The sequence below is a fragment of the Azospirillum sp. RU38E genome, assembly GCF_900188385.1.
In the GTDB taxonomy this organism is placed as follows: domain Bacteria; phylum Pseudomonadota; class Alphaproteobacteria; order Azospirillales; family Azospirillaceae; genus Niveispirillum.
Genome location: NZ_FZOI01000015.1, coordinates 117,126 through 140,402, shown reverse-complemented (window position 1 = coordinate 140,402; position 23,277 = coordinate 117,126). Strand labels below are relative to the sequence as shown.

Below are 23,277 nucleotides of genomic sequence, written 5' to 3'. Positions count from 1 at the left end.
TTCAGCGTCAAATCAGAACGTGTAACCCACCGTCAAGGTGGCATTGCGCCCTGTGCCGGGGTTGGCCCAGCCATTGGTCGGGTTGCTGCGGATCTTGGTGTAATAGGTCTCGTCAAACAGGTTGTTGACGTTGAGCTGCAGCTTCACCTGATCATTCAGCTGATAAGAGACAGAGGCACGGTGGACCCAATAGGCCGGCACCTTGTAGATGGCCAGGGCGTCGGAATTATTGGGCAGCAGCTTGCCCTGATAGGTGACGCCATACCCCAGCTGCACCCCGACCGGCAGGTCATAGGTGGTCCAGATGCTGAAGGCATGGCGGGGCGTGGCCGTCAGCACCGCGCCCTGGCGGCCATTGGCGGCCGCCAGCGAGCTGGCACAGCTGGCCTGGGTGGGGTTGGCCAGGCAGTAATCGGAAACGCCCTGCAAGACCTCGCTGTCCAGGAAGGTGTAGTTGGCGAAGATACCCCATTCCGGCGTCACGTGGCCGGCAGCGCCCAGGGCAACGCCATCCACCCGCGACTTGCCATCCAGCTGCTGATCCGGCACGCCCGGTTCGTTGGACGCCACCTTGTAGTTGGTGCGGTCATTGCGGAAGATGGCGGCAGTCAGCGACAGCTGCTCATCCAACACATCCCACTTGGTGCCAATTTCAATATTTTCAGCGGTTTCCGGCTTCACATTGCAGCTGAGGCTGTTGGCGGTGGTGGAGCAGGCACCATTGACCGCACTCTGCGACGGCGTCTTGGAATTGCCATAGCCGATATAGATCGAACCGAAGGGCAGCGGCTTATAGACCGCCCCGACACGCCAGGAGAACAGATGCTCCTTGTTGCTGGCCGTCGGGCTGACCGTGGTGGTCCTGCCGGTGGCCGTATAGGCGTAGGTCGTGCTGTGATAGTCGCCGTCGGTCCGCTCCCAGCGCAGACCGCCATTCAGCTCAAACTGCTCGGACAGCTGGGTGCGGTCGAACAGATAGACTGCCTGGTTGTTCAGCGTGGAATCCACATCGCCGGTGACAATGAAATTATCCGGCCCGGTCCAGACGCTGTTGGGATTGGCGATGGAGATCGGCACAAAGCTGGCCGTCGGCACCGTGCCATCGGGATTGCGCAGGCGGTTGCCCGACTTCTGGTCGAACTTCTCCGACGAGATGGCAGCACCCAGCACGATATCATGCTTGATGCTGCCGGTCTGCAGCGAGGCCTTCAGATCGGTCTGGTTATAGAAGATGCTGGTATCGGCATCGCGGGTGATGCCGCGATTGGTGCTGGGCGTGAAGATACCCGCCGGGGTGCAGCGCGCACCGGTATAGGCGTTGATGCCATTGGCCAGACACCAGGTCCCCTGCAGGTAAGAGGTGGTGACGAAGCTGTCCACCTGTTGCCAGCGGGTCAGGTTGCTGATCGACAGCGTGTCGTTGAAGCGATGATCCACCTTCAGGGTGGCCATGTTCAACGTGCTCTCCTGCGTGTCGATATTGCTGTAGCCGTAATAGGCTTCCCGATCGATACCGGCCAGCGGCCCGCGGGAAATGGCATTCAGGCCGTAAGGCACGCCATAGAGCGGGATATTGTTATCTTGCTGATGCAGATAGCTGATGGAAACCTGGGTGTCGGTATTCAGGCCCAGGGTGATCGACGGCGCGATGCCCCAGCGCTTGGCATCCTCCACATCACGCTTGGGCACATCATTGCGATGCCACATGCCATTCAGGCGGATGGCAGTATTCTCGTCCAGCAACTGATTCGTATCGACGGTGGCGCGGTAATAATTATCGGTACCGATGCCGGCGGTCGCTTCGGTGAAGCGATCATCCTGCGCCACCTTGCTGACCATATTGATGGTGCCACCGACGGAGCCCGAACCGTTGAACACGGAATTGGCGCCGTTGGTCACCTCCACCTGCTGCACATTGAAGCTGTCGCTGCGCACATAGGCGCCGCTGTCGCGCACGCCATCGATGGTGATGTCGCTGTTGGCGGAATAGCCGCGCAGATTGACGCTGTCGGAACCACCGGCCCCGCCCTCACCCGCGCCAAAGGTGATGCCCGGCACGGTGGACAGGATATCGGTCAATGAAATCAGGTTCTGTTCCTGCATCACCGCCTTGGGAATGACGGTGATGGTCTGCGGCGTGTCCCGCAGCGGGGCGACATATTTCGGCGACGCCACCCGCTCCGGCGGCTTCTTCTCGTTCGGCACGCCCTGGCCTTCGACGCTCAGCGTCGGCAGCACCATGGTGCCACCGCTGGCATTGCCCTGCTGGGCCGGTTGCGCCTGCTGTGCCAGGGCGGGTGCCGCCACCGACGAGACAACACCGGCAGAAAGCGCCGCCATCAAGGCCATGCGGCCACGCACCAGAGTCGAACCCGACTTATCTTCCATTTCAGAGACCCTTCCCTTCACCGTATATTTCGGTGGGCAATTCATTCTCAATGTTATTCGCACACGCAAATTCAGGCCCGGATGGTCCTGGCATTTCCTTGCCGGCACCTTCACGGCCGCAAGGCCGGAAGAATGTTTGGCTGCGCGCACGATATTGCGAACAATTCACATTAACAATGCTGCTGCGCACAAAGCGAGATTGCCGGGCCACCACCCACAATTCACGCAAATCATTGAATTAAATACAAAATTTTGCCGATCAAACGAAGGCGCAGCCCAGCCCGTCGCTCACGGCATGGCTTTGTCACCCAGCAGAGCAGTGTTCTGGCCACAAACGGCGCGGAAACCGGCAGCGATATAGCGGGGCATCCGGGCCCGCACCGCCGCGACATCATCGGATGCCAGGGCACCACCGGAGAGTCGCTCAATCCGGCCGGTCTGGGCGAAGGCCAGCAACATGGCGCCGGAGAGGAACTGATAACTCCAGAGCAAATCCGCCTCCGTCGCCCCCGGCAGGATGGGGCGCAGCACATCCAGCAAGCGATGAATGACCGGATCGAAATAGCGGGCCATGGTCTGCCCGCCCCAGTCAGGTGTATTGTTCACCTGCGCCAGCAGGGCGAAATAATCCGACCAGCCGCGCCCGCCCGCCGCCCAGATATCCAGCATCGGCCCGACAAAGGCCTCTATCACTCCTTCAACCGTCGGGCCTTCCGGCCCTGGATCGGCTTGATAACGGTTGAGAGAAGCGATCCGCTCCCGGTTGAGGATTTCTGCCCGGCGCAGGAACACCGCATCGAACAATCCCATCTTGGTGCCGAAATAATAATGGGCCAGCGCCACATCCACCCCGGCCTCCCCGGTGATCTGGCGCACGCTGACACCGTAGAAGCCGTGCCGAGCAAACAGCTTCTCAGCGGCATCCAAGATCCGCTCCCGCGTTTCCTCCCCCTTCTCAGACCGGGGACCGCGCCCCACCGCACCAATTGACTGCTCACCGCCCTGTTCCAACTTCCCCACCACCAACATGCTTCAACCGCGGGAGCGCAATGGTATCAGGCTGGAGGCCCCGGACAAAAGGAAAGGGGCGCCGGTTGCCCGACGCCCCTTGTCATCCCGGCAGTATCACCCCGGATCAGTGATTATGACCCAGCGGCTGGGCACCGCCCTGCCCATCCGGCAGGACGATCTGCACATTCTGCATCATGCCCTGGTCTTCATGATCCAGAATATGGCAATGCAGCACATATTGACCGATATAGCGGCTGTAACGCGTGCGGATGGTGATGATGGCATCTTCATTCACCATGATCGTGTCTTTCCAGGTACCCTTCATGCCCTCATAGACCTTCTTGCTGTCATTGCTCAGCCCGACCTTGGGATCGGCCGGCTGGATATCCACGATCTGGAACGGGTTGACGTGGATATGGAACGGATGGTTCACGCTGAGGGTGCGCAACTGCCATTGCTGGGCCGTACCCAGGATCAAGGTATGATCCATGCGATTGGGATCATAGGCATGTTGGTTGATCAGGAATTTGGTGGGCGGCACCTCGAATTCCAGATTGAAGGCGATATCCACCTGCGGCTGCCCTGAAACCTTGATCTCCTCTTCCGTGACGTCCTGGTGCGGAATATATTTCGTCAGCCGCAGGTCATTGCGTAGGTCAGCCTGCACAACCTCCCGCACATCGGCTGGCAGATCGTCGGCCGCCCGCAGCAGTTGCTCGGTCAGGAATTCCTTCTGGGTTCCTTTGATGGTACCACCGGCAGCGTGGATGACGCCGATCACCTTGGGGTTGTCAGGGGAATTCATCACCTGATCCGTGCCGCTGGCATCGTCATAGACGCAATATTCACCCGGCTCCGGCAGCACGAACAGCACATCGCTGCGATATCCCGGCTGCAGGTTATTATCGACCTTGGCGAAAATCTGCCCACGGGTCAGCCCGTCGGCCGCCACTTCGAACTGGGTCACGTCGGTGCCGGCGCAGGCCTTCTGCACTTCCACTTCCTCTGCCTTCGCCCCGGCGGCCCGCCGGTTCAGGGCGCCCGGATTACTGGCCTTGCGGATGCGCAGGTTGACCGTTTCCTCCACGCCGGCATCAATCAGGCGCCAGCGATAAAGCTGGCCTGACTTCAGCTTCATTTCCGGCCGCACCTGGGCATTGAACATGGTGTAACGGCCGGATTTCTTCCAGGCCTTGGGATCGAACTGGTAGTCGAAATTTTCCACCACGCCCACTTCACCCTCGTTACAGGTCCAGATGGCGTCCTCGGGCTTGGCCTTGCCATTGGCGTCAACCAGACAGGCATAGGGAATTTGCTGGATCAGCATCACCTCTTTGGTGATGTCGCCATCGGGGGCGAAGCCCTTCAGCAGCGTATCCAGATCGCCATTGCTGGCCATGGTGGGGGGACGCTTGCCTTCAATCAGCAACGCACCCGCCATGCCGCTGCCCACCTGAATGGCGGTGGATCCATGGGTGTGCGGGTGATACCAGAAGGTGCCGGCCGGATGATCGGCCGGCACATTATATTCATACTGGAAATCCACCCCCGGCCTGATCGACAGCAGCACATTGTCGCTGTTGCCGGTGGGGGAAATCCACAGCCCGTGGCTGTGCATGTTGGTGGTGTTGAAACAGTGCGGAATATTGGTGTTGCCGGTGGCCCCGCACAGCGGCTCGGGCGCCAGCTTGTTCTGCAGGGTGAGACGCACCGTCTGGCCCGGCAGCATCTTGATGGTCGGGGCCGGGAAGGTACCGTTGTAGGCGCGCAGACGCACCTTGTCGTTACGGCCCGTGGCCGGGTTGAAAATCGTGCCATCGCTCAGCACGATGGGCAGGACATAATGCAGCTCCTTGCCGGTATCCACCGCATTTCTCAGCGCCCGGCTTGTGAATTTGTTGAAACCAGCCTGCACATCCCCTTTCGCGGTCGATGTCAGCCCCTCTTCCGCCCGCAGCACAGATGGCGGGGCGAAGTCCGGCACCGCAGCCGCCTTCTGCCCCTGGGCCGGCATGGCCAGACCGATGGCGGATAGGCAGACAGCCCCCGCCAGCCGCCAGGATAATCCCACTGATCCGCGCATTTTCTCGCCCCCCATTCAACGAAGAATGGTGGGATATATGACCCAGGCCGCCCGACAGAACAACAAAATTGAACGCTTCACGGGTAAATATCGGACAGAAACGCAACCTTTCTTCTATAAGGTCAAACCCCCGTCTCCCGATCCGGCGGGGTCACCAGCCCGCCGGAAACCACCATTTTCAACCCCTCCTCCACACTCATGCTCAGCGGCACCAGCTGGCTGCGCGGGACGAACATCAGATAACCCGATGTCGGGTTGGGGGTGGTGGGGACGAAAACATTCACCACCTCCTCATCCGTCAGGCGCTGCACCTCCCCCTTGGTGGTGCCGGTGATGAAGGCAATGGACCAGGTTTCCTTACGTGGAAATTCCACCAGCACCACTTCCCGGAAGGCATCGGACTGCTGGGCCAGCACGGTTTCGAAAATCTGCTTGGTGGCGCTGTAGATGCCGCGCACCACTGGCATCCGCGCCACCAGCGCCTCACCCAGCCGCACCAGCAGCCGGCCAGCGAATCCGGCAGAGGCCATGCCGACCAGCACCAGGAAAACCAGCAGGATCAGCAGACCCAGGCCGGGCACGCTGAAAGGCAGATAATGATCCGGGTGATAGGTTGCCGGCAGCACGCTGTCCACCAGCCGGTCGATTCCATCAATCACCAGCCGTGCCAGATAAAAGGTGATGGAAATCGGTGCCGTCACCAGAATGCCAGTGAACAGATAGGCCTTCAGCCGGGCGCCCAAGGTCAGGTGAAAGGCCCATTTGCCGGCTTTCTCAGCCCCGGGCCTTGTATTACGCTCTGTCACCCCAACCTCCTTGCAAAATCATCGGCCTGTCGAAACCGTAGCGGTTTGCGGCGGACGGGCCTAGATGTACTCTGTTTGAACCCATTTGCAGACGGAACTCCCCCCGTGAGCGAAGCCCATAGCGCCAATCTGGACCGCATCGACCTGTTGCAGTCGCTCAGTGCCGACGAACGCGTCAGCCTGGCCCGCCAGTGCAGCTGGCGGCATTTTCACCCGCATGAACAGATTGTGGACCGTTCATCGGACAGCCGCGATGTTTGTTTCATCGTGGAAGGTCGGGTCCAGGTGGTGAACTACTCCCTCTCTGGCCGGGAAATCACCTTCGACGATATCGAGGCCGGGGGCTATCTGGGCGAATTATCGGCCATCGACAGCGGCCCACGCTCCGCCTCCATCGTGGCGCTGACCGAAACGCTGGTGGCCTTCATGTCGCCGCGCCTGTTTCTGGAAACGGTCACCAGCCATCCGGCCGTGGCCACGGCGGTGATGCGGCGGCTGGCCCATATTGTCCGTTCCTCCACCAGCCGGATCATGGATCTCTCCACCCTGGGTGCCAATAACCGCGTCCATGCGGAATTGCTGCGCCTGGCCAAGGCCGGGCTGAAGCCGGGCAACAAGGCGGAAATCACCCCGGTGCCAATCCATTCCGACATTGCCAGCCGCGTCTCCACCACGCGGGAGACGGTGGCGCGGGTGATGAGCGATCTGGGCCGCGACAATATCGTTGTCCGCCAGGGGAACAGCCTGCTGATCGCCGACTTTGCCCGGCTGGAGGAGATGGTAGAGGAAGTGCGCGGCGATTGAGCCCAAGCCCGCAGATGCGGGCACCCGGCGCTGAGGGAGATGGGCAGTAGCCGAAAAAATTAGAGTGTGGTGCTTATGACACGCTTTTTACCCTTTTAAAGCCCGACGGGATTTGCTATATAAAAGTGGCTTGACCGTTGCAGAAGAGCCACGGTTAGGACTTTACCTCCTTATGAGGCTCCCTTCATCTCTGGCCGGCTGCCACCCCGCAGCCGGCTTTCTTTTTGGGTCGGTGCCGGCCGCGCTCAATCTTCCCGGTCGATGGACGCGACGACATAGCCCTGCTCCATCGGATAGCGCTGATGGATGCGCAGGCGCGCCTGTTCCGGGTTGTCGGCGGCAATCTCGAAATAATGGATATCGGCCCAATCATCGCTCAGCTGGCGATGTCGCTCCCCATCTGCCAGCTTGGCGCGGACCTGGGCATTGTAGAGGCCGACGGAATAGCGGGGCATGGCACACCTGCCGCAGGGGATCAGTTATTGATGCGGGCGAATTCCCTGAAGGTGACGGCGATCTTGTCTTCCACGATGGTCACCTCCCCGCGCGCCACCATGCGGCCGGACACGACAATGTCGGACAGGTCGTCGATCTTGCGGTCCAGTTCCACGATCGCGCCACGGCCGAGCTTCAACAGGTCGCGCACCCGGATGACGGAGGTGCCGAGCACGACGCTCATCTCCACCTCTGTGTCATAGACGGCGGAAATCTCCGCCGCTTCCGGCACCATTTTGACGCTGCCGCCCCCGGCCATCTCGCCGAACATCGCGTCGATATCATCCTGATCCGCCATGCTGGATCACCCTTGCTGCTGGATGGTCATGGAAGGCGATGCTAGCACGGCCCCGCCCCTTCGTGCAGCGACAAAGGCCGCCGCCTGCCGCCAGGGGTCGATATTGAACCAGCGGCGCGCCTGACCGGAGGGGGAGGTCAGCACGAACAGGGCCATCCCCTCCCAATCCGCCGGCTGCCGGCCCCAGGGGATGTCCCGCCCGGCCCCGATGGCCGCCAGGAAGATGGCGGCCCCATGCTTGCTGGTGAAAGCAATCCCGCCCGGCCGACACTGGCGCATCTTGGCCAGGAAGCCCGGCACATCATAGGCATCGGGGGACAGATCGGCATCATTGCCGATCTCCGTCTTGTTGAGGTCGGTCAGACCCAGTCCCAGATCGTTGAGGCGGGGAAAGTCGGCGGCGCGCAGCGGCGCCGGCAATAACCCCACCTCCCACAGGCTGGGCCAGAACCGGTTGCCGGGATTGGCATAATAGGCCCCGCGCGCGGCAGAGATGCGCGACGGGGCCGTTCCGCAGAACACAAGGTCAAGGCCGGGGCGAAGCAGGTCGGGCAGGATCATGGGCGCCACTTTGCCCCGCCAGGGGCGAGGGCGCAAGCCCGGCACTTCTTGCCCATACCCATAGCACTCTGGCCGAAAATGGCGGAAAAGCCTGGTTGGCACACCGATTGCTTATCACTTTGCGACCACGGGCCTTGCCGCCCATCGATGTTGCCGAGGGTAAGACGATGGAAAATTCACTCTACATCACGCTGTCACGCCAGGAAGCCCTGCGCCGGCAGATGGAAGTGATTTCCAACAATGTCGCCAACATGAACACGACGGGTTTCAAGTCGCAGCGGATGCTGTTCCTGGAATATCTGGAGCGGCCGAACCGCGAAGGCGACCGGATGAGCTTCGTGCAGGATTACGGCCTGCTGCGCAACACCGAGGCGGGCCCCTTGAGCATCACCAAGAACCCGCTGGATCTGGCGCTGCGCGGCGAAGGTTACTTCACCGTGGAGACGCTGTCCGGCCCCCGCTACACCCGTGGCGGCGCCTTTCAGATGAACGCCAACCGCGAAATCGTGGACCGCAGCGGCCTGCCGCTGCTGGGGGAAAACAACCAGCGCCTGACCATCCCGGAAGGCACCAGCCAGCTCGACATCCAGGGCGATGGCACGGTGAAGACCGAGCAGGGTGTGGTCGGCAAGCTGAAAGTGGTGAATTTCGAGGATGAACAGAAGCTTATGGAGCTGGGCGGCGGGCTGTACAGCACCGATCAGGATGAAATCCTGATTGAACAGCCGCAGGTGACCCAGGGCGCGCTGGAAAGCTCCAACGTGCAGAGCGTGGTGGAGATGACCCAGATGATCGACGTCATCCGCACCTATCAGAATGTCCAGAAGATGATCGACACCGAGCATGAACGGATCCGCACCGCGATCCGTCAGTTGGCCCGGGCTCAGTAAGAAGGAACGGAAAAATGCGCAGCCTCTCCATCGGCGCCACCGGAATGCTGGCCCAGCAGCTCAATGTGGAAACCATCTCCAACAATATCGCCAACATGACCACCACTGGCTATAAGCGCCAGCGGGCGGAATTCCAGGATTTGCTGTACCAGAACCAGCGCCGCGTCGGCTCCACCTCGTCCGATGCCGGCACCGTGGTGCCGTCGGGCATCCAGGTCGGTACCGGCGTAAAGGCCGCCGCCATCTACCGCATCAACGAACAGGGCAATATCAGCCCCACCGGCAATACGCTGGATCTGGCCATCAATGGCCAGGGCTATTTCCAGGTGACCTTGCCCAATGGCGACACCGCCTATACCCGCGCCGGCTCCCTGCAGCTGAATGCAGAAGGCACCATCGTTACCGGCGATGGCTATCAGGTGGTGCCGGGCATCGTGATCCCACAGAATACCGTGGACATCACCGTGAACCCCAATGGCGAGGTGCTGGCCAAGCTGGATGGCCAGGTCGCCCCGCAGAATGTCGGTCAGCTCCAGTTGGCCAACTTCCCCAACACGGCCGGTCTGGAAGCCATCGGCGGCAACCTGCTGCTGGAAACCCCGGCCTCCGGTCAGGCGATTGCCGGCAATCCGGGTGCCCCCGGTTTCGGCCGCATCACCCAGGGCGCGGTGGAGACGTCCAACGTCAATATCGTGGCCGAGATCACCCAGCTGATCACCGCCCAGCGCGCCTATGAAATGAATTCCCGCGTCATCTCCACCACCGACCAGATGATGCAGTCCGTCAGCCAGCTGCGCTGATCCGGATTTTCGTAAAGGGAGTTATCGCCATGCGCCGCCTCGCCGCCCTGCTGATCACCGCCACGCTGCTGACCGCCCCGCCGGCTGGTGCCGCCGCCCTGAAGCCGAACGGCGTGGTGAGCGCCCAGCAGGTGGTGCTGGGCGACCTGTTCGATGGGTTGCCGCCGGAACAGGCGGCCCGCGTGGTGACCAACGCCCCTGCCCCCGGCGGGACGCTGACGCTGGATACCGCCGCCTTGCTGCGCATCGCCACCACCCACGGGGTGGCCTGGCGGCCGGTGGGGCTGGGCGAAACAGTGCAGTTGAAGCGGGAAGCGGTGCAAATCCCGCAGGCAGCGATCCAGGACAGTCTGCGTGATGCCCTGGTGCAGCAGGCCGGCACCGGCGCCAATGTCGATATCCAGCTGGATAACCGGTCCCTGGCGCTGTTTTTGCCGACCGGCAGCGATATGTCTGTGCGGGTGGAAAATCTTGCCTATGATGCCGTGCGCGGTCGTTTGACGGCCGATCTTATCGCCCCTGCCGCCGGGCCGGAATTGCTGCGCCAGACGGTCAGCGGCCGCGCCATTGACATGGTGGAACTGCCGGTGTTGAACCGCCGGCTGGCGCCGGGCGAAGTGGTGGGGGACAGCGACCTCAGCTATCTCAACATGCCGCGTGATCGGGTGATGGCGGGTGCCGTCATCCGTGCGGACGAACTGGTGGGCAAAAGTATGCGCCGCGCCGTGGCCCCCAATCAACCGGTCAGCAGCCGCGATGTGCGCGAACCGGTGGTGGTGGTGAAGGGACAGGCCGTCACCATCATGCTGCAATCGGGTTCCATGCAGCTGACCGCCCAAGGCAAGGCCCTGGGCGACGGCGCGCAGGGTGAGTTGGTACGGATTGTGAATAGCTCCAGCAGCAGGGTGATTGAGGCAACGGTGGCCGGTCCCAATCTGGTGACCGTCCGCCCCGCTGCCGAGATCGCCGCCGCCCAACAAGCTGCCGTCAGGCTCGCCGCCAATCAGGCCCGGCCGAGCCGATAAGGAGAACCGACATGTCCGCCGCCCGTCCCTTCCTGCGTACCGCCACCACGCTTACCACCCTGATCCTGGGGGCCAGTATGCTGACCGCCTGCGGCACGGCCGACCGGCTGGCCAGTGTCGGCAAGGAACCGGCCTTTTCCTCCATCGAGGATCCCTCGCGCAGCCCGAATTATCAGCCGGTGCGGTTGCCGATGCCGGAAGCGCCGGTGGTGGAAAAGCGGGCCAACTCTCTGTGGCGAGCCGGTTCGCGCGCCTTCTTCAAGGATCAGCGCGCTGCCCGCGTCGGCGATATCCTGACCGTGAATATCCAGATCAACGATAGGGCCCAGCTGCAAAACCAGACGACCCGTGCCCGTACTGGTACAGAAACAATGGGTGTGCCCAACCTGTTCGGTCTGGAAGCCAGCACCAATACCGTTCTACCCGATACGGTTACGGCCGCCAGCCTGCTCAGCACCAACAGCACCAGCAACAGCGTCGGCAATGGCCAGATCCAGCGGCAGGAACAGATCAATCTGCAGGTCGCCGCCCTGATCGTGCAGATTTTGCCCAACGGCAATATGGTGGTGCAGGGCAAGCAGGAAGTGCGGGTGAATTACGAAATGCGGGAATTGACCCTGAACGGCATCATCCGGCCGGAAGACATCACCTCCGCCAACACCATCTCCTATGAAAAAATTGCCGAGGCACGGATTTCCTATGGCGGCAAGGGCCAGGTCAGCGACCTGCAGCAGCCGCGCTGGGGCCAGCAGGTGATCGACATCATCAACCCGTTCTGATGGGTGACACCACCGGTTAGGGACAAAGCGATGGGCAGGGGCCGGCGGTTGCCGGTCCCTCCAGTTTTCCTGTAAAGTCAGACACCGTGACTGAAGAGGATACCAATTTGCGGGGAGCAGAACTCGCCGCGAGTTGATTGGCGCGGTACAAACCACACGGCGGCAGTTGCAGCATTACCATCGGTGAAGAATTTCGACCGATGGTATAATATCAATCTCCCTTGATCGTGACCGATCCAGGGAGATTTTGTGTTCCCTCAGGCGCCGGGCGGGCGCATCCGCGCCCTTGGCTTACGCCGCATGTGCGGCGGGCCGGCGGTCGCCGGCCTCCAAGCCGCCTAAAGGTCAACCTCTAGTATGAATCATCGATCCCCGGCTTTGGGAAGCCCGTAATTAACGACACGCCCTAATCCTCTGGCGCGATTTCAACATGCAGGCCATCCAGGTCTGGGGAAAACGGGATCTGACACGATAAGCGCGACCGTTCCGTCCGGTGGGGCGATATATCCAGGAGGTCGTTCTCATGCTCGGACATTGGCGCGAGCCGACCCAAATCGACTTCATCCACGTAGACGTGGCAGGTGGCGCATGAACAGCAACCACCGCAAAGCGCCAGAAGCTCATCGAAGCCGGCCTGCCGGAGAACCTCCATGACTTTGACGTCGGCTTCCCCCTCAACCCTGTGCAGGGAGCCGTCGCGGGCGGTAACTTTCAATATTGGCATGCCGCGCTTCCCCCGTAAAATTGCGCCCGACTATTCATTGCATGTTCGAGCTGTGCCGATCAGGCGGCCCGGGGCGCTTCTTGTTCCGCCCGCAGCAAGGCTTCGATCTTCCGCCGCACTTTGACAGCCGGAGCGTCGGCGCGGACGAGAAGTTCGCGCTGCCGGGCCGACGCTTCATCAAGACCATGCTCAACCGCCTCAATGGCATTGACGTCCTGCTGACGAATTTTGCAATCCGACTCAAGCTGAAATGCATCCAACCCTTGGCTGTCGAGGCGGAAATTACGGGTTGCAAAGCCAAAATAATGGGTCGTGTTTTCGGTTTCGGGCGTGATCCCATGGAGAATGTTCAGGGTGCCCAGCGCCGGCGGAACATGATTGTCACCGTTGATCGCGGTCGTGATCGGCAGGCTCGTACGGATAAACTCCGGCCCGTAATAGTCTGTCAGCGACAGAAAGTCCGAAAGCCCCTCGAAACGCGCCTCAGGGCCGAACACCAGTTCATGGAATGTGGTGAAGGGCACCTTTCCTGTTCGTGATACACGATAGCTGATCGGCCGTTCCTCATCGATCATCGCAGGCGTGCGCATCGCATCACCGCCCGCAATATGGTAGTGCACATAGGGTAAGTGCGTGAGATCCATAAGATTATCGATCAACAGCTGACTGCGGCCTTTGAGATGAAAATAGTTGGCCGAACTGTACCGCCAGCCCGGCTGATCCAAACCAAAATCCGCATAGGGCGGGATCAAGCCCTGATCGCTCTTTTCCGGGTCGCCCATCCAGATCCAGCATAGCGGCCCGCGTTCAACGATTTCATAGGTCGGCTGGCAGAAGTTCGCGCCGGTGCCCTGTGAGGGGATCGAACTGCACTTGCCATCCGCCTGAAATTCAAATCCGTGATATCCGCATACTAGCGCGTCGCCCCGCACCTTGCCCTGGGCAAGCGGAAAGTACCGATGGGGGCAGCGGCCATACATCGCCACGGGCGCGCCGTTTTCCCGTCGGTAGAGCGCAACCGGAATGCCCAGAAGCCGGCGCTCCATCGGTTCCCGCGAAATCTCGTTCGAGAAGGCGGCAATGTACCAACGATTGCGGAGGATCGAACTGGGCGTATTAAAGGGATACATCTTGATCACCCTTAAGGTCTTTGGAGACGGCGGCACTCGTCGGCAAACCAGATCCCGATGAGGTCAACGCATCGGGATCTGGTATCCGTCAAGATGGCTTCGTTTTCCCCTTCCCGTCAGAACGTATAGCTAACCCGCAAGCCATAGGTGCGCGGCGGCTCCAGTGTGAAAGACGTCACGTTGCCGGCCCCCCCCTGGTTGGTCGACCGGATGGCTTCATTGGTGAGGTTCCGCACAAACAAGAGGACCGTGACAGGAACCTGATGAGGTTCGATCGACAGCGAGGCGTCAAACGTCCAGTCATCGCCGCTGCGGCTGGTCGGCAGGTAGTTAAAGCCCAGTTCGCGGTCTGTGCGATACCGTGCACTGGCCGATCCCACCAGATCAACATTGTCCAGTTCAATCGTCTGATCGACGCCCATGTTGAGCGTCCATTTCGGGGAGAGCAAGGCGCGCTTGCCGGAACAGTCGATATTGAACGAGCGTGAGGGCGTCGTGACCTGCTGGAACGAGCAGCCGGTGAACGGGGTCTGAAAGTTCAGAGGGTCGGTGGGTTGCGACGTGTCGACCTGATTGTATTTGAAGTCGGTGTAGACGGCATCCAGGTACTGGATATTGGCACGCAGGCGGGTGGTCTCTGAGACCTGCGCCTTGGTATCCAGTTCCATGCCCTTGATCCGCGAGGCGCCCAGATTCTGGATCACCAGAGCGTTACGGCCCTCCCCGTCCACGCCCAGCGCGCCCAGCTGCTGGTCTTTGTATTTCCAGTAGAACGCTTCCAGATTGACCTGGAAGCGATTGTCAAAGAACATGTTCTTCGACCCGACCGTCCATGCCTTGATATATTCCGGCTTATAAGATTCACGTCCGATCGCCAGGTTGAAGCCACCCGCGCGGAAGCCCGTCTCATAGCTGCCATAGAGCAGATTGTCTGAGCTGACGTCATATTCAGCGGCGAGACGGTATGTCACTTCGCCATCGGAAGCCGTGTCCTGAATATTGCGGCTGACAACCTGAAACAGGGCTCCCGGCTGCCCATTGACAAGCGGGCCGTATGGATAGGTTGCAGAGGCCGTCGGGTTGCTGAATGGATTGGTGACGGGGAAAAGCGAGGGGCTGAGCTGTGAAAGCGCCTCTGCGAGGGTGAGTGCCGCCGGGATCGTGGGAACCTGCGGGCAGGAATTGGGCACCCGGCGGCAGATGGCTGTCACGGTGTTGATCTTGGCGTCCATCTCACGCTTTTCGTAGGTGTAGCGGAGGCCACCCACCAGACGGAAATCATCGGTGACATGATAGGTCAGGCGGGAAAAGACGGCCTTCGACTTGATCTTGCTGTTATAATCGTTGAAGTTGGTAGTGGCGAACTGATTGAACGAGTTGTTGCCATCCACGGACTCGTCAAACAGATAGCCACCAAGAATCCAGTCCAGATCGCCGACCTTGCCTGACATGCGTGCTTCAAGGCTGTACTGCTTCGCCACGTCGCTCTGCATCGCGGCCTTGAACGGCGGTCCGTTGAACGTGTCATCGGTCTCTGCGCGACGGAAGGCCGGAATGACAACCAGTTCGGCGTCACCCAGATCGACATTTATTTCTGCATTGGTGTTGAAGTACTTGTCGTTCCGGGAGGGATAGACATAGCCGACCATGGGGGAGAATAGCGGCCCCATGGATGCGTTGTTCTGGATAAAATTGAGTGTCGCCTGGTTGTGCATCCCGCTCAGGGTGCTGACATCGGCCGGTACCGGGACGAATGTGCGATTGGTGATCGTCGCCGTCGGCGAGAACGGTGTGAAGCGGTAGACGCCGTCGATGTTGATGCCCGTGCCGGTGCCTTTCTGGGCCGAATAATCGGCGGACAAGCGTACATTGATCGTATCGCTCAGTTCGCCATAAATCTGCCCGCGGATGGCCAGATCGTCGGCCGTGCTCGTGCCGTCATCGAGATAGGCATCATGCTCGCTTTTGACGGCCGCCAGGCGCATCGCCACGTCATCGCCGAGCGGGGCATTGACCACACCCATGACCTCATAGGCATTATAATTGCCATACTGCGCGGCAACATTGCCTTCGGAGACGCCGAGTTTCGGCTTGTTGGGGATCACATTGATGGCACCGCCGGTGGCGTTCCGCCCATAGAGCGTGCCCTGCGGGCCCTTGAGAACTTCGACGCGATTGAGATCGAGGAACGAGGCGATCGTGGAGGAGGGGCGGCCGACATAGACATCATCGATGTTGAATGCCACCGCCGGCGCTGTATAGCCGTTATTGGTGAAATTGCCGACACCGCGAACGAAGAAGCCGGTATTGGCCCCGCCGCCATTTGTGACGAACAGGGCCGGCGCGATCAGATTGAGGCGGGTCGCGTCGGTCACGCCCTGGTTGACCAGGGCATCGCCGGTCACTGCCGTGATCGCCACCGCCGCCTTCTGAACCGACTCCGACCGGCGCTGGGCCGTCACGATGACTTCCTCAAGTCCGACAAGCTGCTCGGTTCCAGCGCTCGCCCCTTGAGAGGTCTCAGCCTGGGTACCCTGTGCATGTGCAGCCAATCCCGTTGCGGCGACAGCAAGCACAGACGAGGCAAGCAGATAGAAGCGCATAAGGTTCCTCCCCAAATATTTTGTTGGGGCGAAGATGCGCGCTCCTGAAAAATTAGGAAAATCGATTGCTCGAATTTCAACAATTATGAAACGAAATTGCTTGCGCGGTCATGGGCGTCCAAAGCGGCCGCTTCTTCATGCAGCAATTGGCGAAGCCAGCGCACGCCGGCATCCTTTCGACGAAGCGGATGCCATTGCATGATCTCACTGATCTGGGTGCCGGTGACGGGAAGATGATGGCAGGCCAGAGGGTACATCCGCTCGAAAAGCCGCGCGTGCCGCCAATGCATCACCGCGAGCCGATCCGTACCGCAGATGGCGCCCGGCAGCGCGGAAAAGCCCGGCACATGCAGCGTGGTGTTGAGCACAAGGCCCGCCTCGGCAAAGTGAAGGGCCGAGATAGACGGCCGGCGTTCCTCACCAAAGACGGGGACAGCAAATTCAGCCGACAGAAATGTGTCTTTATCGATACCCTGTGCGTGCCGGCCATGCTTCCAGCAGATCACCGCATCAATGTCAGCAAACAGCAGTTCCGATGGAAAGCCCACCAGGCTGAAAGGCGGCACCGTGATCATCAGGTCGATATCGCCCTTCTGAAACAGCCGGGTGCCCAGCGGACCAACCGGGCTGATTTCGAACATGATGCCCGGTGCGATGCGGGCGGCCTTGACCAGCATCTTCGCCAACAGCACGTCGAACACATAGTCTGAGGCGAGCAGCCTGAATTTACGCCGTGATGTCGCGGCGTCGAACTCATCACTCTGGACGATCCGGAACCGTGCGATATTCAGCATCTCGGTCACCGCAGGCGCCAGTTCCTCGGCCAGTGGCGTCGGCACCATCTCCCGCCCGACATTCACCAGCAGGTCATCACCGAAATAGTCACGCAGCCGCCCCAGGGCGGAACTAACCGTGGGCTGACTCATGTTCAGCCGACGCGCGGCCTCGGTGGTGCTTCGACATTCGAGCAGCATGTCGAACGCTACCAGCAGATTGAGATCCAGCCCCTCAAAGCGCATCACCATGCCCTCCCTTTTAAAATTTGATTCTTCAATATTTCTTATTCGATCAATTCATTTTCCAAATCAAGTGCTGTCACCCACCTTGAGGCCGTCCTGGTCTGACGATAAGCGGCCGGACCTTTGAGCCAATGCAGAGGGTCAAAAAATGCGATTGCAGGCGCTTCATCATGTAACGTTTGCGGTGCGGGACCTTGATCGACAGGAGACCTTCGTCAAGGATTTCGGACTGGTCATCGTCGAGCGCACCGACAGCCGCCTGGTCATGAAAACATGTGGCGGCGACCCTTTTGCTTATGTCGCTGTCAAAGGCGAGGAGAACCGGTTCGTCGGCCTCGCCTTCACGGTTGAAAATGCGGCCGATCTCGACGAGGCCCATGCCAGATTGGGGGCAACCGCGCCATCAGATCTGGACCTCCCCGGCGGTGGCCGCAGCGTGTCGCTCACTGATCCTGACGGAAATCTGGTGCTTCTGGTTCACGGCTCTCAGCGCTCTGAACCTGAGCCATTCTATCCCGAACTGGAACATAATACCCCGTTCGAGAAGCGCCGCTTCGGTCGCAACCAGCATGGACGCGAACGGGGGCCGGCACGCCTGTGGCGTATCGGCCATGTCGGCCTTTTCGTGAAGAGCTTCCGGACCAGTTCCGAATGGTATGAAAAGATGTTCGGGCTGATCGGCAGCGATATCTATCATATCCCCGGTCAGCCGCAGGCACGGATCGTCGGCTTCTTCCGCATGGACCGCGGCGACGAATATGTCGATCACCATGTCGTGGCGTTCATGCAGGACCCGCGCGGCGGTTGCCACCATATCTCCTTCGAGACACAGGACTTTGAAGCGCAGCAGCGCACCCATTGTTTCCTCGGTTCAAAGGAATATGAAGCGATCTGGGGGGTCGGCCGGCATCCGCACGGCAGCCACATCTTTGACGTCTGGCGCGCACCCGACGGGGCGCGGTTCGAGACCTTCTCGGACACCGACCTGTTCCGCAAGGAGCACGGAACGAATGTTCACGACATCTCCCAGGTGACAATGGACGCCTGGTCGACTGACAAACCGGACCGTTACTTTGTTTAATCCCGTTTTACAGAAGAGACCAATGAAATGACTGAATTCAATCCGGCCACAGGTCTCGCTGCTGGCTCCTTCGGCATCGGGACTTATGCGGTTAAAAGGGGCAAGCCCTTCCCGGGTCTGGTTCTGCCCGATGGTACGGTGCTCCAGCTCTCCTCGCACTGGCCCGACACCCATGCCATTTTCGATGACTGGGAACGCGCCTTCGACACGCTGGTCGATATCGCCGCGCGGCGGGAGGGGCCGCAGCATGAGTTCGCAACGCTCCACGCGCTGCCCTGCGTTTCCCATCCCAACATGCTGTTTACCGGTTCCAACTACCGGCAGCATGTTGCCGAGATGATGACGCACAACAAGTTCAACCAGCACAACCGCAGGACGGGCGAGAGCGACGAGCAGTTCTTTCAGCGCAATCTGGCGGAGATTGACCGGCGGGCCCGCGAGGGAATGCCATTCTTCTGGACCGGCCTGCATTCCGCACTGTGCGGTGCCAATGACGAGATTCCATTGCCCCTGATCGGGGAGCATCCTGACTGGGAGATGGAACTGGGCGTCATCGTTGGCAAGACCGGGCGGTATGTGAAGCCGGAAGAGGCCAATGATCTGATCGCCGGCTATGTCGGGATCAACGATATCGGCACGGTTGATGAGTTCCGCCGTACCGACGTGCGTTTCATGTTCGACTGGATCAGCAAGCATCAGCCCAATTTCAAGGTGCTCGGCCCCTTCATTGTTCCCAAGCAATTCGTGAAGTTTGAGGATATCCGCATCCAGTTGAAACTGAGCGGCCAGATGATGCAGGACTGGCCGGTAACCGACATGATCTTCAAGCCCGAACAGATCCTGTCCTATGCGTCGGAGCGCATCCGGCTGATGCCGGGTGACCTGCTGTCCACGGGTTCACCACCGGGCAACGGCGCCTTCCATGGCAATCGCTGGATGCGTCCGGGTGACGTGGTGGAAGCTGAACTCACCTATCTCGGGCGGCAGCGCAACAATGTCGTGCCGGAGGAAACCAACGGCAGGACCTGGACCTGGGGCCCGCTGCCCACCAAAGAGCAGGCTTAACACCAGCAGCACGCAGCCGGGCCGCCGAATGGCGGCACCGGCGACTGAAGCCCGGTGATCGAATGATGACCGTTGGTATAATACCAATCCGCCGAAAGGTTGACCTTTCGGCGGATTGGAGGCCGGCGACCGCCGGCCCGGCACCACGTGGTGCCGTAAGCCAAGCTGCCGGAGGCAGCGCCCGGCGTCTGAGGGAACGCAAAATCTCCCTGGATCGGTCACGATCAAGGGAGATTGGTATAAGGAAAAGGGAGCGGAGCATGGGTCACAATCACCAGCACAAGCCAATCATTGTCCGCAAGAAAGGCCGCCATCTGGTGGTGGATATCCATGCGCACCTGAATGTTGCCGCCGCCGAGGCGACGCTGCGCCAGGCGATGCCGAACCTGCCGAAAGGGTTGCCCTTTTCCTGCCCGGCTTCCGATGCGGTCAATGCCCGCATGTTCGCCCAGATCGGATCGAGGCTGAACGGTGTCGCCGAACGGTTGGCGGACATGGACCGGCTGGGCGTGGATGTGCAGGCGCTCAGCCCCAATCCCGGCCAGTATTATTACTTCGCACCGGCGGAACTCGGCCGCGAGCTGTCACGCGCCATCAATGACGGCGTGGCGGAAGCCGTGGCCCAGGCGCCTGACCGTCTGGTCGGCATCGGCACCGTTCCCTTGCAGGATGTCGCCATGGCCATCGCGGAAATGCGGCGCGTTGTTGGCGACTGCAACATGCGCGGGATCGAGATTGGCAGCAATGTCGGCGGGCGCGACCTGTCCGCAGAGGAATTCCGTCCCTTCTTTGCGGCGGCCGAGGAACTGGGCGTGATGCTGTTCCTCCATCCGCTTGGCTTCACGCAAGGTGAACGCCTGTCAAACCACTATCTCAACAACCTGATCGGCAATCCGCTTGAATCCACCATTGCGGTCAGTCACCTGATCTTCGGCGGCGTGCTGGAGGCTTATCCAGGCCTCAAGCTTTGCGTGGCGCATGGCGGCGGGTATCTGCCCGCCTATAGCGGCCGCATGGACCATGCCTTTTGCACGCGGGAAGATTGCCACCAGCATATTTCGCGTAAGCCGTCCTCCTATCTCAAACAGCTCTGGTTCGACTCCCTGGTCTTTGAGGCGGGGCAGCTGGATTATCTGGTGGCCACATATGGCGCCGATCACATCTGTATGGGTAGTGATTATCCTTTTGACATGGGCGAACCTGATCCGGTCGGCTTTCTGCATCATCTTGATGAGGCTGACCGGGCAAAAGTCATGGGCCAGAACGCCTGTGAACTGTTAAACCTGGAAATACAAGCAGCCGATCACGAAAACCCTTGATCCGTTCATGGGGACGGAAGCTGGCGGCTTTCATGCTCATGATGAAGTCATACCAACGGTCATGAATTATGGCCGTTGGTACGGCGGCGACCGCCGCCGCGCCGCTTGGTAGCGGCGTAGCCAAGCCAGCGGATGCTGGCGCCGGCGATTGAGGGGCACGAAAGCGTGACCAGCGGTCAGGATTTCGTGCCACTGGTATTACGCTGAATAATCATGTCGCCCGTTCAAGAGCGTCACAAGACCGTTGGCATCATCGATAGGTGTATCACCCCAGGCGATGGTGCAAACAGGAGGAGGACAGGAAATGCCAACAAAGAATTCCGAACGTTACGCGCCTCATGCTCTGGCACTGCTGCGGGTAATCGCAGCACTTCTGTTCATGCAGCATGGTCTTCAAAAACTGATCAAATTTCCCGATGCCGGCCATCATCCGGGGCCGTTCGAACTGTTTACGCTTGCGGGTGTGGCGGGCATTCTGGAAACGTTCGGCGGGCTGGCCATTCTGCTGGGCCTCTTCACGCGTCCGGTGGCCTTCGTCTTGTCCGGCCAGATGGCGGTGGCCTATTTCATGTTCCACTTCGCCAATGGGATCGCAAAGCCGATGGGCTTTTTCCCTGTCGTGAATGGCGGCGACCTCGCCATCCTGTTCTGCTTCGTTTTTCTGTACCTCTCGGTCGCGGGCTCCGGAAGCTTCAGCCTGGACGGCAAGCGTGCCCGGCGCGGGGCCTGATCGCTCCCCGGGGGCTTTGATGCGTATGCCGTGCACCGGTGCGATAGAGCACCTACCCAGCCGCCCGTTCTCGCCTCGGCGCCAATCGAAGCCGGGCCAGCCTGAAAGGCAACAGACATGATTGAGAAGGTTCCGACGGGCAAGATCGCCACGACACGACACGGCGTGATTTTGCTGATCACGTCGGTCATGCCAGTGATGGCCATCATCTCGCTTGTCCCGGTATTGCCGCTGTTGATGCGTGAATTCGGCGCGGTGCCGGGCGCTGGTATGCTCGTCCCGATCATGATGACAGTGCCGGCCTTGTGCGTGGCGCTGTTTTCCCCGATCGCCGGATGGATCGCCGACCGCGTGGGACGCAAGCCGCTGCTGCTGGGTGCCTTGATCGCCTATGCCGCATTTGGCGTCCTGCCGATCTTCCTGAATGATCTACCCCAGATGATTGCGGCACGTGTCGCGTTGGGCATTGCGGAATCGGTGATCATGACTGTCGCCACCACGTTGCTCGGCGATTATTTCCAGGATGAACGCCGGGAGCGCTGGTTCGCATCCCAAGTCGCGGTGGTCAGCATCAGTGCCATCATTCTGATCGCCATCGGCGGCATCTTTGGCGAATTGTTCGGCTCGCGCGGGCCTTTCGGCCTTTACCTGCTGGCCCTGCCCATCGCGCTGGCGGCAGCGATCATTCTGTTTGAGCCGGATGTGCGACGGGGCACACGAGGGGAAGCCGCCGCCTTCCCCTGGGCGCGGGTATTGCCGCCGGTGCTGATCACCCTTGGCGTCGGGCTGCTTTTCTACACGCTGATGGTCCAGCTCGGCCCGATCCTGGAGCTATCAGGTGTGGCGTCGCCGGCCTTGATCGGTGCCGCGGGTGCCGCCGCGAATCTCGGCATGGTTGTCGGCAGCGCCGTCTTTGGTCGTCTCAAGCAGTTGGCCGGTCCGAAACTGCTGGCGCTGGGGCTGCTCGTCGCTGCGACCGGCTACATCGGCGCCGGCCTGTTCGACAATTTCCTTCTGGTCGCAACATCTGCCGTCCTGGCCTGCATCGGCTGCGGCATGTTGCTGCCCAACATGCTGACCTGGACCGTGCGCCTGTTGCCAGCATCGGTGCGGGGGCGGGGGACAGGCATCTGGACCGGTGCCTTCTTCCTTGGCCAGTTCGCGGCACCGATCATTGCCGGGATGCTGAGCGCCCCGCTTGGCAACCTGAAGGATGTACTGGTTCTTTATGCGGTGCTGACGACTGCCGGTGCCTTGGCCACTGCGGCCACTGTCCGGAGAAAGGCTGAAATCTGATGCCCCGTCGTTTCATCGACCTCTCGATCCTGCTGGATAATGACGTGGTCACAGACCCGCCATTTCTGCGACCCAAGATCACCTACCAGACGCATGCGCAGACAATGGGGGAACTGAACCGGTCCGGGAGTGTCGGCGGCCCCCACTCCTGAGAGGATGGGGCTAAGATGTGCCGAGACAACGAACACATTTTCAGCTGAGGTCCGCAAGCGGGCTGTTCGGCTGGTTCAAGCTCCAGGCGCTGGACGCGGGGAGCGACGCTTATCTGGTCAAACATGCCAGTCTGCGGGAGATTGAGGGGACCGCGCGCAATCTGCTGCGCCGTCTGCCCACCGCGGCACCGCTTGAGCCTTGTTGGATCCTGGATCAA

General features: G+C 60.6%; 22 protein-coding genes. 11 read left to right on the top strand and 11 right to left on the bottom strand.

The window, feature by feature from the left end:
• Window positions 1-12 precede the first annotated feature (12 nt).
• From CHB97_RS20295 to CHB97_RS20280, 4 genes are all read right to left on the bottom strand, one after another.
• Complete coding sequence (locus CHB97_RS20295) at window positions 13-2,388, bottom strand: TonB-dependent siderophore receptor (RefSeq protein WP_200820042.1); 2,376 nt, start codon at window positions 2,386-2,388, stop codon at window positions 13-15.
• A 288-nt stretch (window positions 2,389-2,676) separates the two neighbouring features.
• Window positions 2,677-3,315, bottom strand: coding sequence for a TetR/AcrR family transcriptional regulator (locus tag CHB97_RS20290; RefSeq protein ID WP_200820041.1), 639 nt, complete (start codon window positions 3,313-3,315; stop codon window positions 2,677-2,679).
• A gap of 208 nt (window positions 3,316-3,523) precedes the next feature.
• Window positions 3,524-5,482: a multicopper oxidase family protein gene (locus CHB97_RS20285; protein ID WP_160106079.1), complete on the bottom strand. Its 1,959-nt coding sequence runs from the start codon at window positions 5,480-5,482 to the stop codon at window positions 3,524-3,526.
• A 122-nt stretch (window positions 5,483-5,604) separates the two neighbouring features.
• Window positions 5,605-6,288: a DUF502 domain-containing protein gene (locus CHB97_RS20280; protein WP_200820040.1), complete on the bottom strand. Its 684-nt coding sequence runs from the start codon at window positions 6,286-6,288 to the stop codon at window positions 5,605-5,607.
• A 105-nt stretch (window positions 6,289-6,393) separates the two neighbouring features.
• Between CHB97_RS20280 and CHB97_RS20275 the strand changes: the two genes are divergently transcribed.
• On the top strand, window positions 6,394-7,092 hold the full coding sequence (locus tag CHB97_RS20275) for a Crp/Fnr family transcriptional regulator (RefSeq protein WP_089289828.1): 699 nt from the start codon (window positions 6,394-6,396) through the stop codon (window positions 7,090-7,092).
• A 245-nt stretch (window positions 7,093-7,337) separates the two neighbouring features.
• On the opposite strand, the gene CHB97_RS20270 is transcribed toward CHB97_RS20275, so the two are convergent.
• Genes CHB97_RS20270 through CHB97_RS20260 form a run of 3 tightly spaced genes read right to left on the bottom strand, consistent with a single transcriptional unit; the run spans window position 7,338 to window position 8,446 of the window.
• A complete protein-coding gene (locus tag CHB97_RS20270) occupies window positions 7,338-7,547 on the bottom strand; it encodes a hypothetical protein (protein ID WP_089289827.1) in 210 nt (69 codons plus the stop codon).
• Window positions 7,548-7,567: 20 nt separating this feature from the next.
• Window positions 7,568-7,885 carry a flagellar motor switch protein FliN gene (fliN, locus tag CHB97_RS20265; RefSeq protein WP_089289826.1) on the bottom strand — a complete coding sequence of 106 codons (318 nt, stop codon included), beginning with the start codon at window positions 7,883-7,885 and terminating at the stop codon, window positions 7,568-7,570.
• Window positions 7,886-7,891: 6 nt separating this feature from the next.
• Complete coding sequence (locus tag CHB97_RS20260) at window positions 7,892-8,446, bottom strand: mismatch-specific DNA-glycosylase (protein WP_089289825.1); 555 nt, start codon at window positions 8,444-8,446, stop codon at window positions 7,892-7,894.
• 167 nt (window positions 8,447-8,613) lie between these two features.
• Between CHB97_RS20260 and flgF the strand changes: the two genes are divergently transcribed.
• From flgF to flgH, 4 genes are read left to right on the top strand one after another with little or no spacing between them, the layout of a single operon-like run.
• Window positions 8,614-9,336, top strand: a complete 723-nt coding sequence (gene flgF, locus CHB97_RS20255) for a flagellar basal-body rod protein FlgF (protein WP_089289824.1) — start codon at window positions 8,614-8,616, stop codon at window positions 9,334-9,336.
• Window positions 9,337-9,350: 14 nt separating this feature from the next.
• Window positions 9,351-10,136 carry a flagellar basal-body rod protein FlgG gene (flgG, locus tag CHB97_RS20250; RefSeq protein ID WP_089289823.1) on the top strand — a complete coding sequence of 262 codons (786 nt, stop codon included), beginning with the start codon at window positions 9,351-9,353 and terminating at the stop codon, window positions 10,134-10,136.
• Between the two features lie 29 nt (window positions 10,137-10,165).
• Window positions 10,166-11,161 carry a flagellar basal body P-ring formation chaperone FlgA gene (gene flgA, locus CHB97_RS20245; protein ID WP_089289822.1) on the top strand — a complete coding sequence of 332 codons (996 nt, stop codon included), beginning with the start codon at window positions 10,166-10,168 and terminating at the stop codon, window positions 11,159-11,161.
• Window positions 11,162-11,172: 11 nt separating this feature from the next.
• Complete coding sequence (flgH, locus tag CHB97_RS20240; protein ID WP_089289821.1) at window positions 11,173-11,940, top strand: flagellar basal body L-ring protein FlgH; 768 nt, start codon at window positions 11,173-11,175, stop codon at window positions 11,938-11,940.
• Window positions 11,941-12,346: 406 nt separating this feature from the next.
• On the opposite strand, the gene CHB97_RS27120 is transcribed toward flgH, so the two are convergent.
• The 4 genes from CHB97_RS27120 to CHB97_RS20220 all read right to left on the bottom strand — a co-directional run bounded on the left by CHB97_RS27120 (window position 12,347) and on the right by CHB97_RS20220 (window position 17,422).
• Window positions 12,347-12,664 (bottom strand): 2Fe-2S iron-sulfur cluster-binding protein, encoded by a 318-nt coding sequence (locus CHB97_RS27120; RefSeq protein ID WP_089289820.1) that lies wholly within the window; start codon window positions 12,662-12,664, stop codon window positions 12,347-12,349.
• Between the two features lie 59 nt (window positions 12,665-12,723).
• Complete coding sequence (locus CHB97_RS20230; RefSeq protein WP_089289819.1) at window positions 12,724-13,794, bottom strand: aromatic ring-hydroxylating dioxygenase subunit alpha; 1,071 nt, start codon at window positions 13,792-13,794, stop codon at window positions 12,724-12,726.
• A gap of 116 nt (window positions 13,795-13,910) precedes the next feature.
• Complete coding sequence (locus CHB97_RS20225) at window positions 13,911-16,397, bottom strand: TonB-dependent receptor (RefSeq protein WP_089289818.1); 2,487 nt, start codon at window positions 16,395-16,397, stop codon at window positions 13,911-13,913.
• Window positions 16,398-16,480: 83 nt separating this feature from the next.
• Window positions 16,481-17,422 (bottom strand): LysR family transcriptional regulator, encoded by a 942-nt coding sequence (locus CHB97_RS20220; RefSeq protein WP_089289817.1) that lies wholly within the window; start codon window positions 17,420-17,422, stop codon window positions 16,481-16,483.
• Window positions 17,423-17,564: 142 nt separating this feature from the next.
• Between CHB97_RS20220 and CHB97_RS20215 the strand changes: the two genes are divergently transcribed.
• The 6 genes from CHB97_RS20215 to CHB97_RS20190 all read left to right on the top strand — a co-directional run bounded on the left by CHB97_RS20215 (window position 17,565) and on the right by CHB97_RS20190 (window position 23,059).
• Entirely contained in the window at window positions 17,565-18,497 is a 933-nt protein-coding gene (locus CHB97_RS20215; RefSeq protein WP_089289816.1) for a VOC family protein, read from the top strand.
• A gap of 27 nt (window positions 18,498-18,524) precedes the next feature.
• A complete protein-coding gene (locus CHB97_RS20210) occupies window positions 18,525-19,562 on the top strand; it encodes a fumarylacetoacetate hydrolase family protein (RefSeq protein ID WP_089289815.1) in 1,038 nt (345 codons plus the stop codon).
• A 260-nt stretch (window positions 19,563-19,822) separates the two neighbouring features.
• Entirely contained in the window at window positions 19,823-20,881 is a 1,059-nt protein-coding gene (locus CHB97_RS20205) for an amidohydrolase family protein (protein ID WP_089289814.1), read from the top strand.
• Window positions 20,882-21,185: 304 nt separating this feature from the next.
• Window positions 21,186-21,611 (top strand): DoxX family protein, encoded by a 426-nt coding sequence (locus CHB97_RS20200; RefSeq protein ID WP_089289813.1) that lies wholly within the window; start codon window positions 21,186-21,188, stop codon window positions 21,609-21,611.
• A gap of 117 nt (window positions 21,612-21,728) precedes the next feature.
• Window positions 21,729-22,907, top strand: coding sequence for an MFS transporter (locus CHB97_RS20195; RefSeq protein WP_089289812.1), 1,179 nt, complete (start codon window positions 21,729-21,731; stop codon window positions 22,905-22,907).
• Window positions 22,907-23,059, top strand: coding sequence for a hypothetical protein (locus tag CHB97_RS20190; RefSeq protein ID WP_200820039.1), 153 nt, complete (start codon window positions 22,907-22,909; stop codon window positions 23,057-23,059). Before CHB97_RS20195 ends, CHB97_RS20190 begins: the two co-directional genes overlap by 1 nt.
• Window positions 23,060-23,277 lie beyond the last annotated feature (218 nt).

Excerpts from the sequence above, each read along its gene's own strand:
- flgF (WP_089289824.1), top strand. The coding sequence starts at position 8,614 with ATGGAAAATTCACTCTACATCACGCTGTCACGCCAGGAAGCCCTGCGC.
- CHB97_RS20285 (WP_160106079.1), bottom strand. The coding sequence starts at position 5,482 with ATGCGCGGATCAGTGGGATTATCCTGGCGGCTGGCGGGGGCTGTCTGC.
- CHB97_RS27120 (WP_089289820.1), bottom strand. The coding sequence starts at position 12,664 with ATGCCAATATTGAAAGTTACCGCCCGCGACGGCTCCCTGCACAGGGTT.
- CHB97_RS20295 (WP_200820042.1), bottom strand. The coding sequence starts at position 2,388 with ATGGAAGATAAGTCGGGTTCGACTCTGGTGCGTGGCCGCATGGCCTTG.
- CHB97_RS20205 (WP_089289814.1), top strand. The coding sequence starts at position 19,823 with ATGGGTCACAATCACCAGCACAAGCCAATCATTGTCCGCAAGAAAGGC.
- CHB97_RS20200 (WP_089289813.1), top strand. The coding sequence starts at position 21,186 with ATGCCAACAAAGAATTCCGAACGTTACGCGCCTCATGCTCTGGCACTG.
- CHB97_RS20195 (WP_089289812.1), top strand. The coding sequence starts at position 21,729 with ATGATTGAGAAGGTTCCGACGGGCAAGATCGCCACGACACGACACGGC.
- CHB97_RS20220 (WP_089289817.1), bottom strand. The coding sequence starts at position 17,422 with ATGGTGATGCGCTTTGAGGGGCTGGATCTCAATCTGCTGGTAGCGTTC.
- CHB97_RS20215 (WP_089289816.1), top strand. The coding sequence starts at position 17,565 with ATGCGATTGCAGGCGCTTCATCATGTAACGTTTGCGGTGCGGGACCTT.
- fliN (WP_089289826.1), bottom strand. The coding sequence starts at position 7,885 with ATGGCGGATCAGGATGATATCGACGCGATGTTCGGCGAGATGGCCGGG.
- flgG (WP_089289823.1), top strand. The coding sequence starts at position 9,351 with ATGCGCAGCCTCTCCATCGGCGCCACCGGAATGCTGGCCCAGCAGCTC.
- CHB97_RS20190 (WP_200820039.1), top strand. The coding sequence starts at position 22,907 with ATGCCCCGTCGTTTCATCGACCTCTCGATCCTGCTGGATAATGACGTG.
- flgH (WP_089289821.1), top strand. The coding sequence starts at position 11,173 with ATGTCCGCCGCCCGTCCCTTCCTGCGTACCGCCACCACGCTTACCACC.
- CHB97_RS20270 (WP_089289827.1), bottom strand. The coding sequence starts at position 7,547 with ATGCCCCGCTATTCCGTCGGCCTCTACAATGCCCAGGTCCGCGCCAAG.
- CHB97_RS20225 (WP_089289818.1), bottom strand. The coding sequence starts at position 16,397 with ATGCGCTTCTATCTGCTTGCCTCGTCTGTGCTTGCTGTCGCCGCAACG.
- flgA (WP_089289822.1), top strand. The coding sequence starts at position 10,166 with ATGCGCCGCCTCGCCGCCCTGCTGATCACCGCCACGCTGCTGACCGCC.
- CHB97_RS20230 (WP_089289819.1), bottom strand. The coding sequence starts at position 13,794 with ATGTATCCCTTTAATACGCCCAGTTCGATCCTCCGCAATCGTTGGTAC.
- CHB97_RS20260 (WP_089289825.1), bottom strand. The coding sequence starts at position 8,446 with ATGATCCTGCCCGACCTGCTTCGCCCCGGCCTTGACCTTGTGTTCTGC.
- CHB97_RS20210 (WP_089289815.1), top strand. The coding sequence starts at position 18,525 with ATGACTGAATTCAATCCGGCCACAGGTCTCGCTGCTGGCTCCTTCGGC.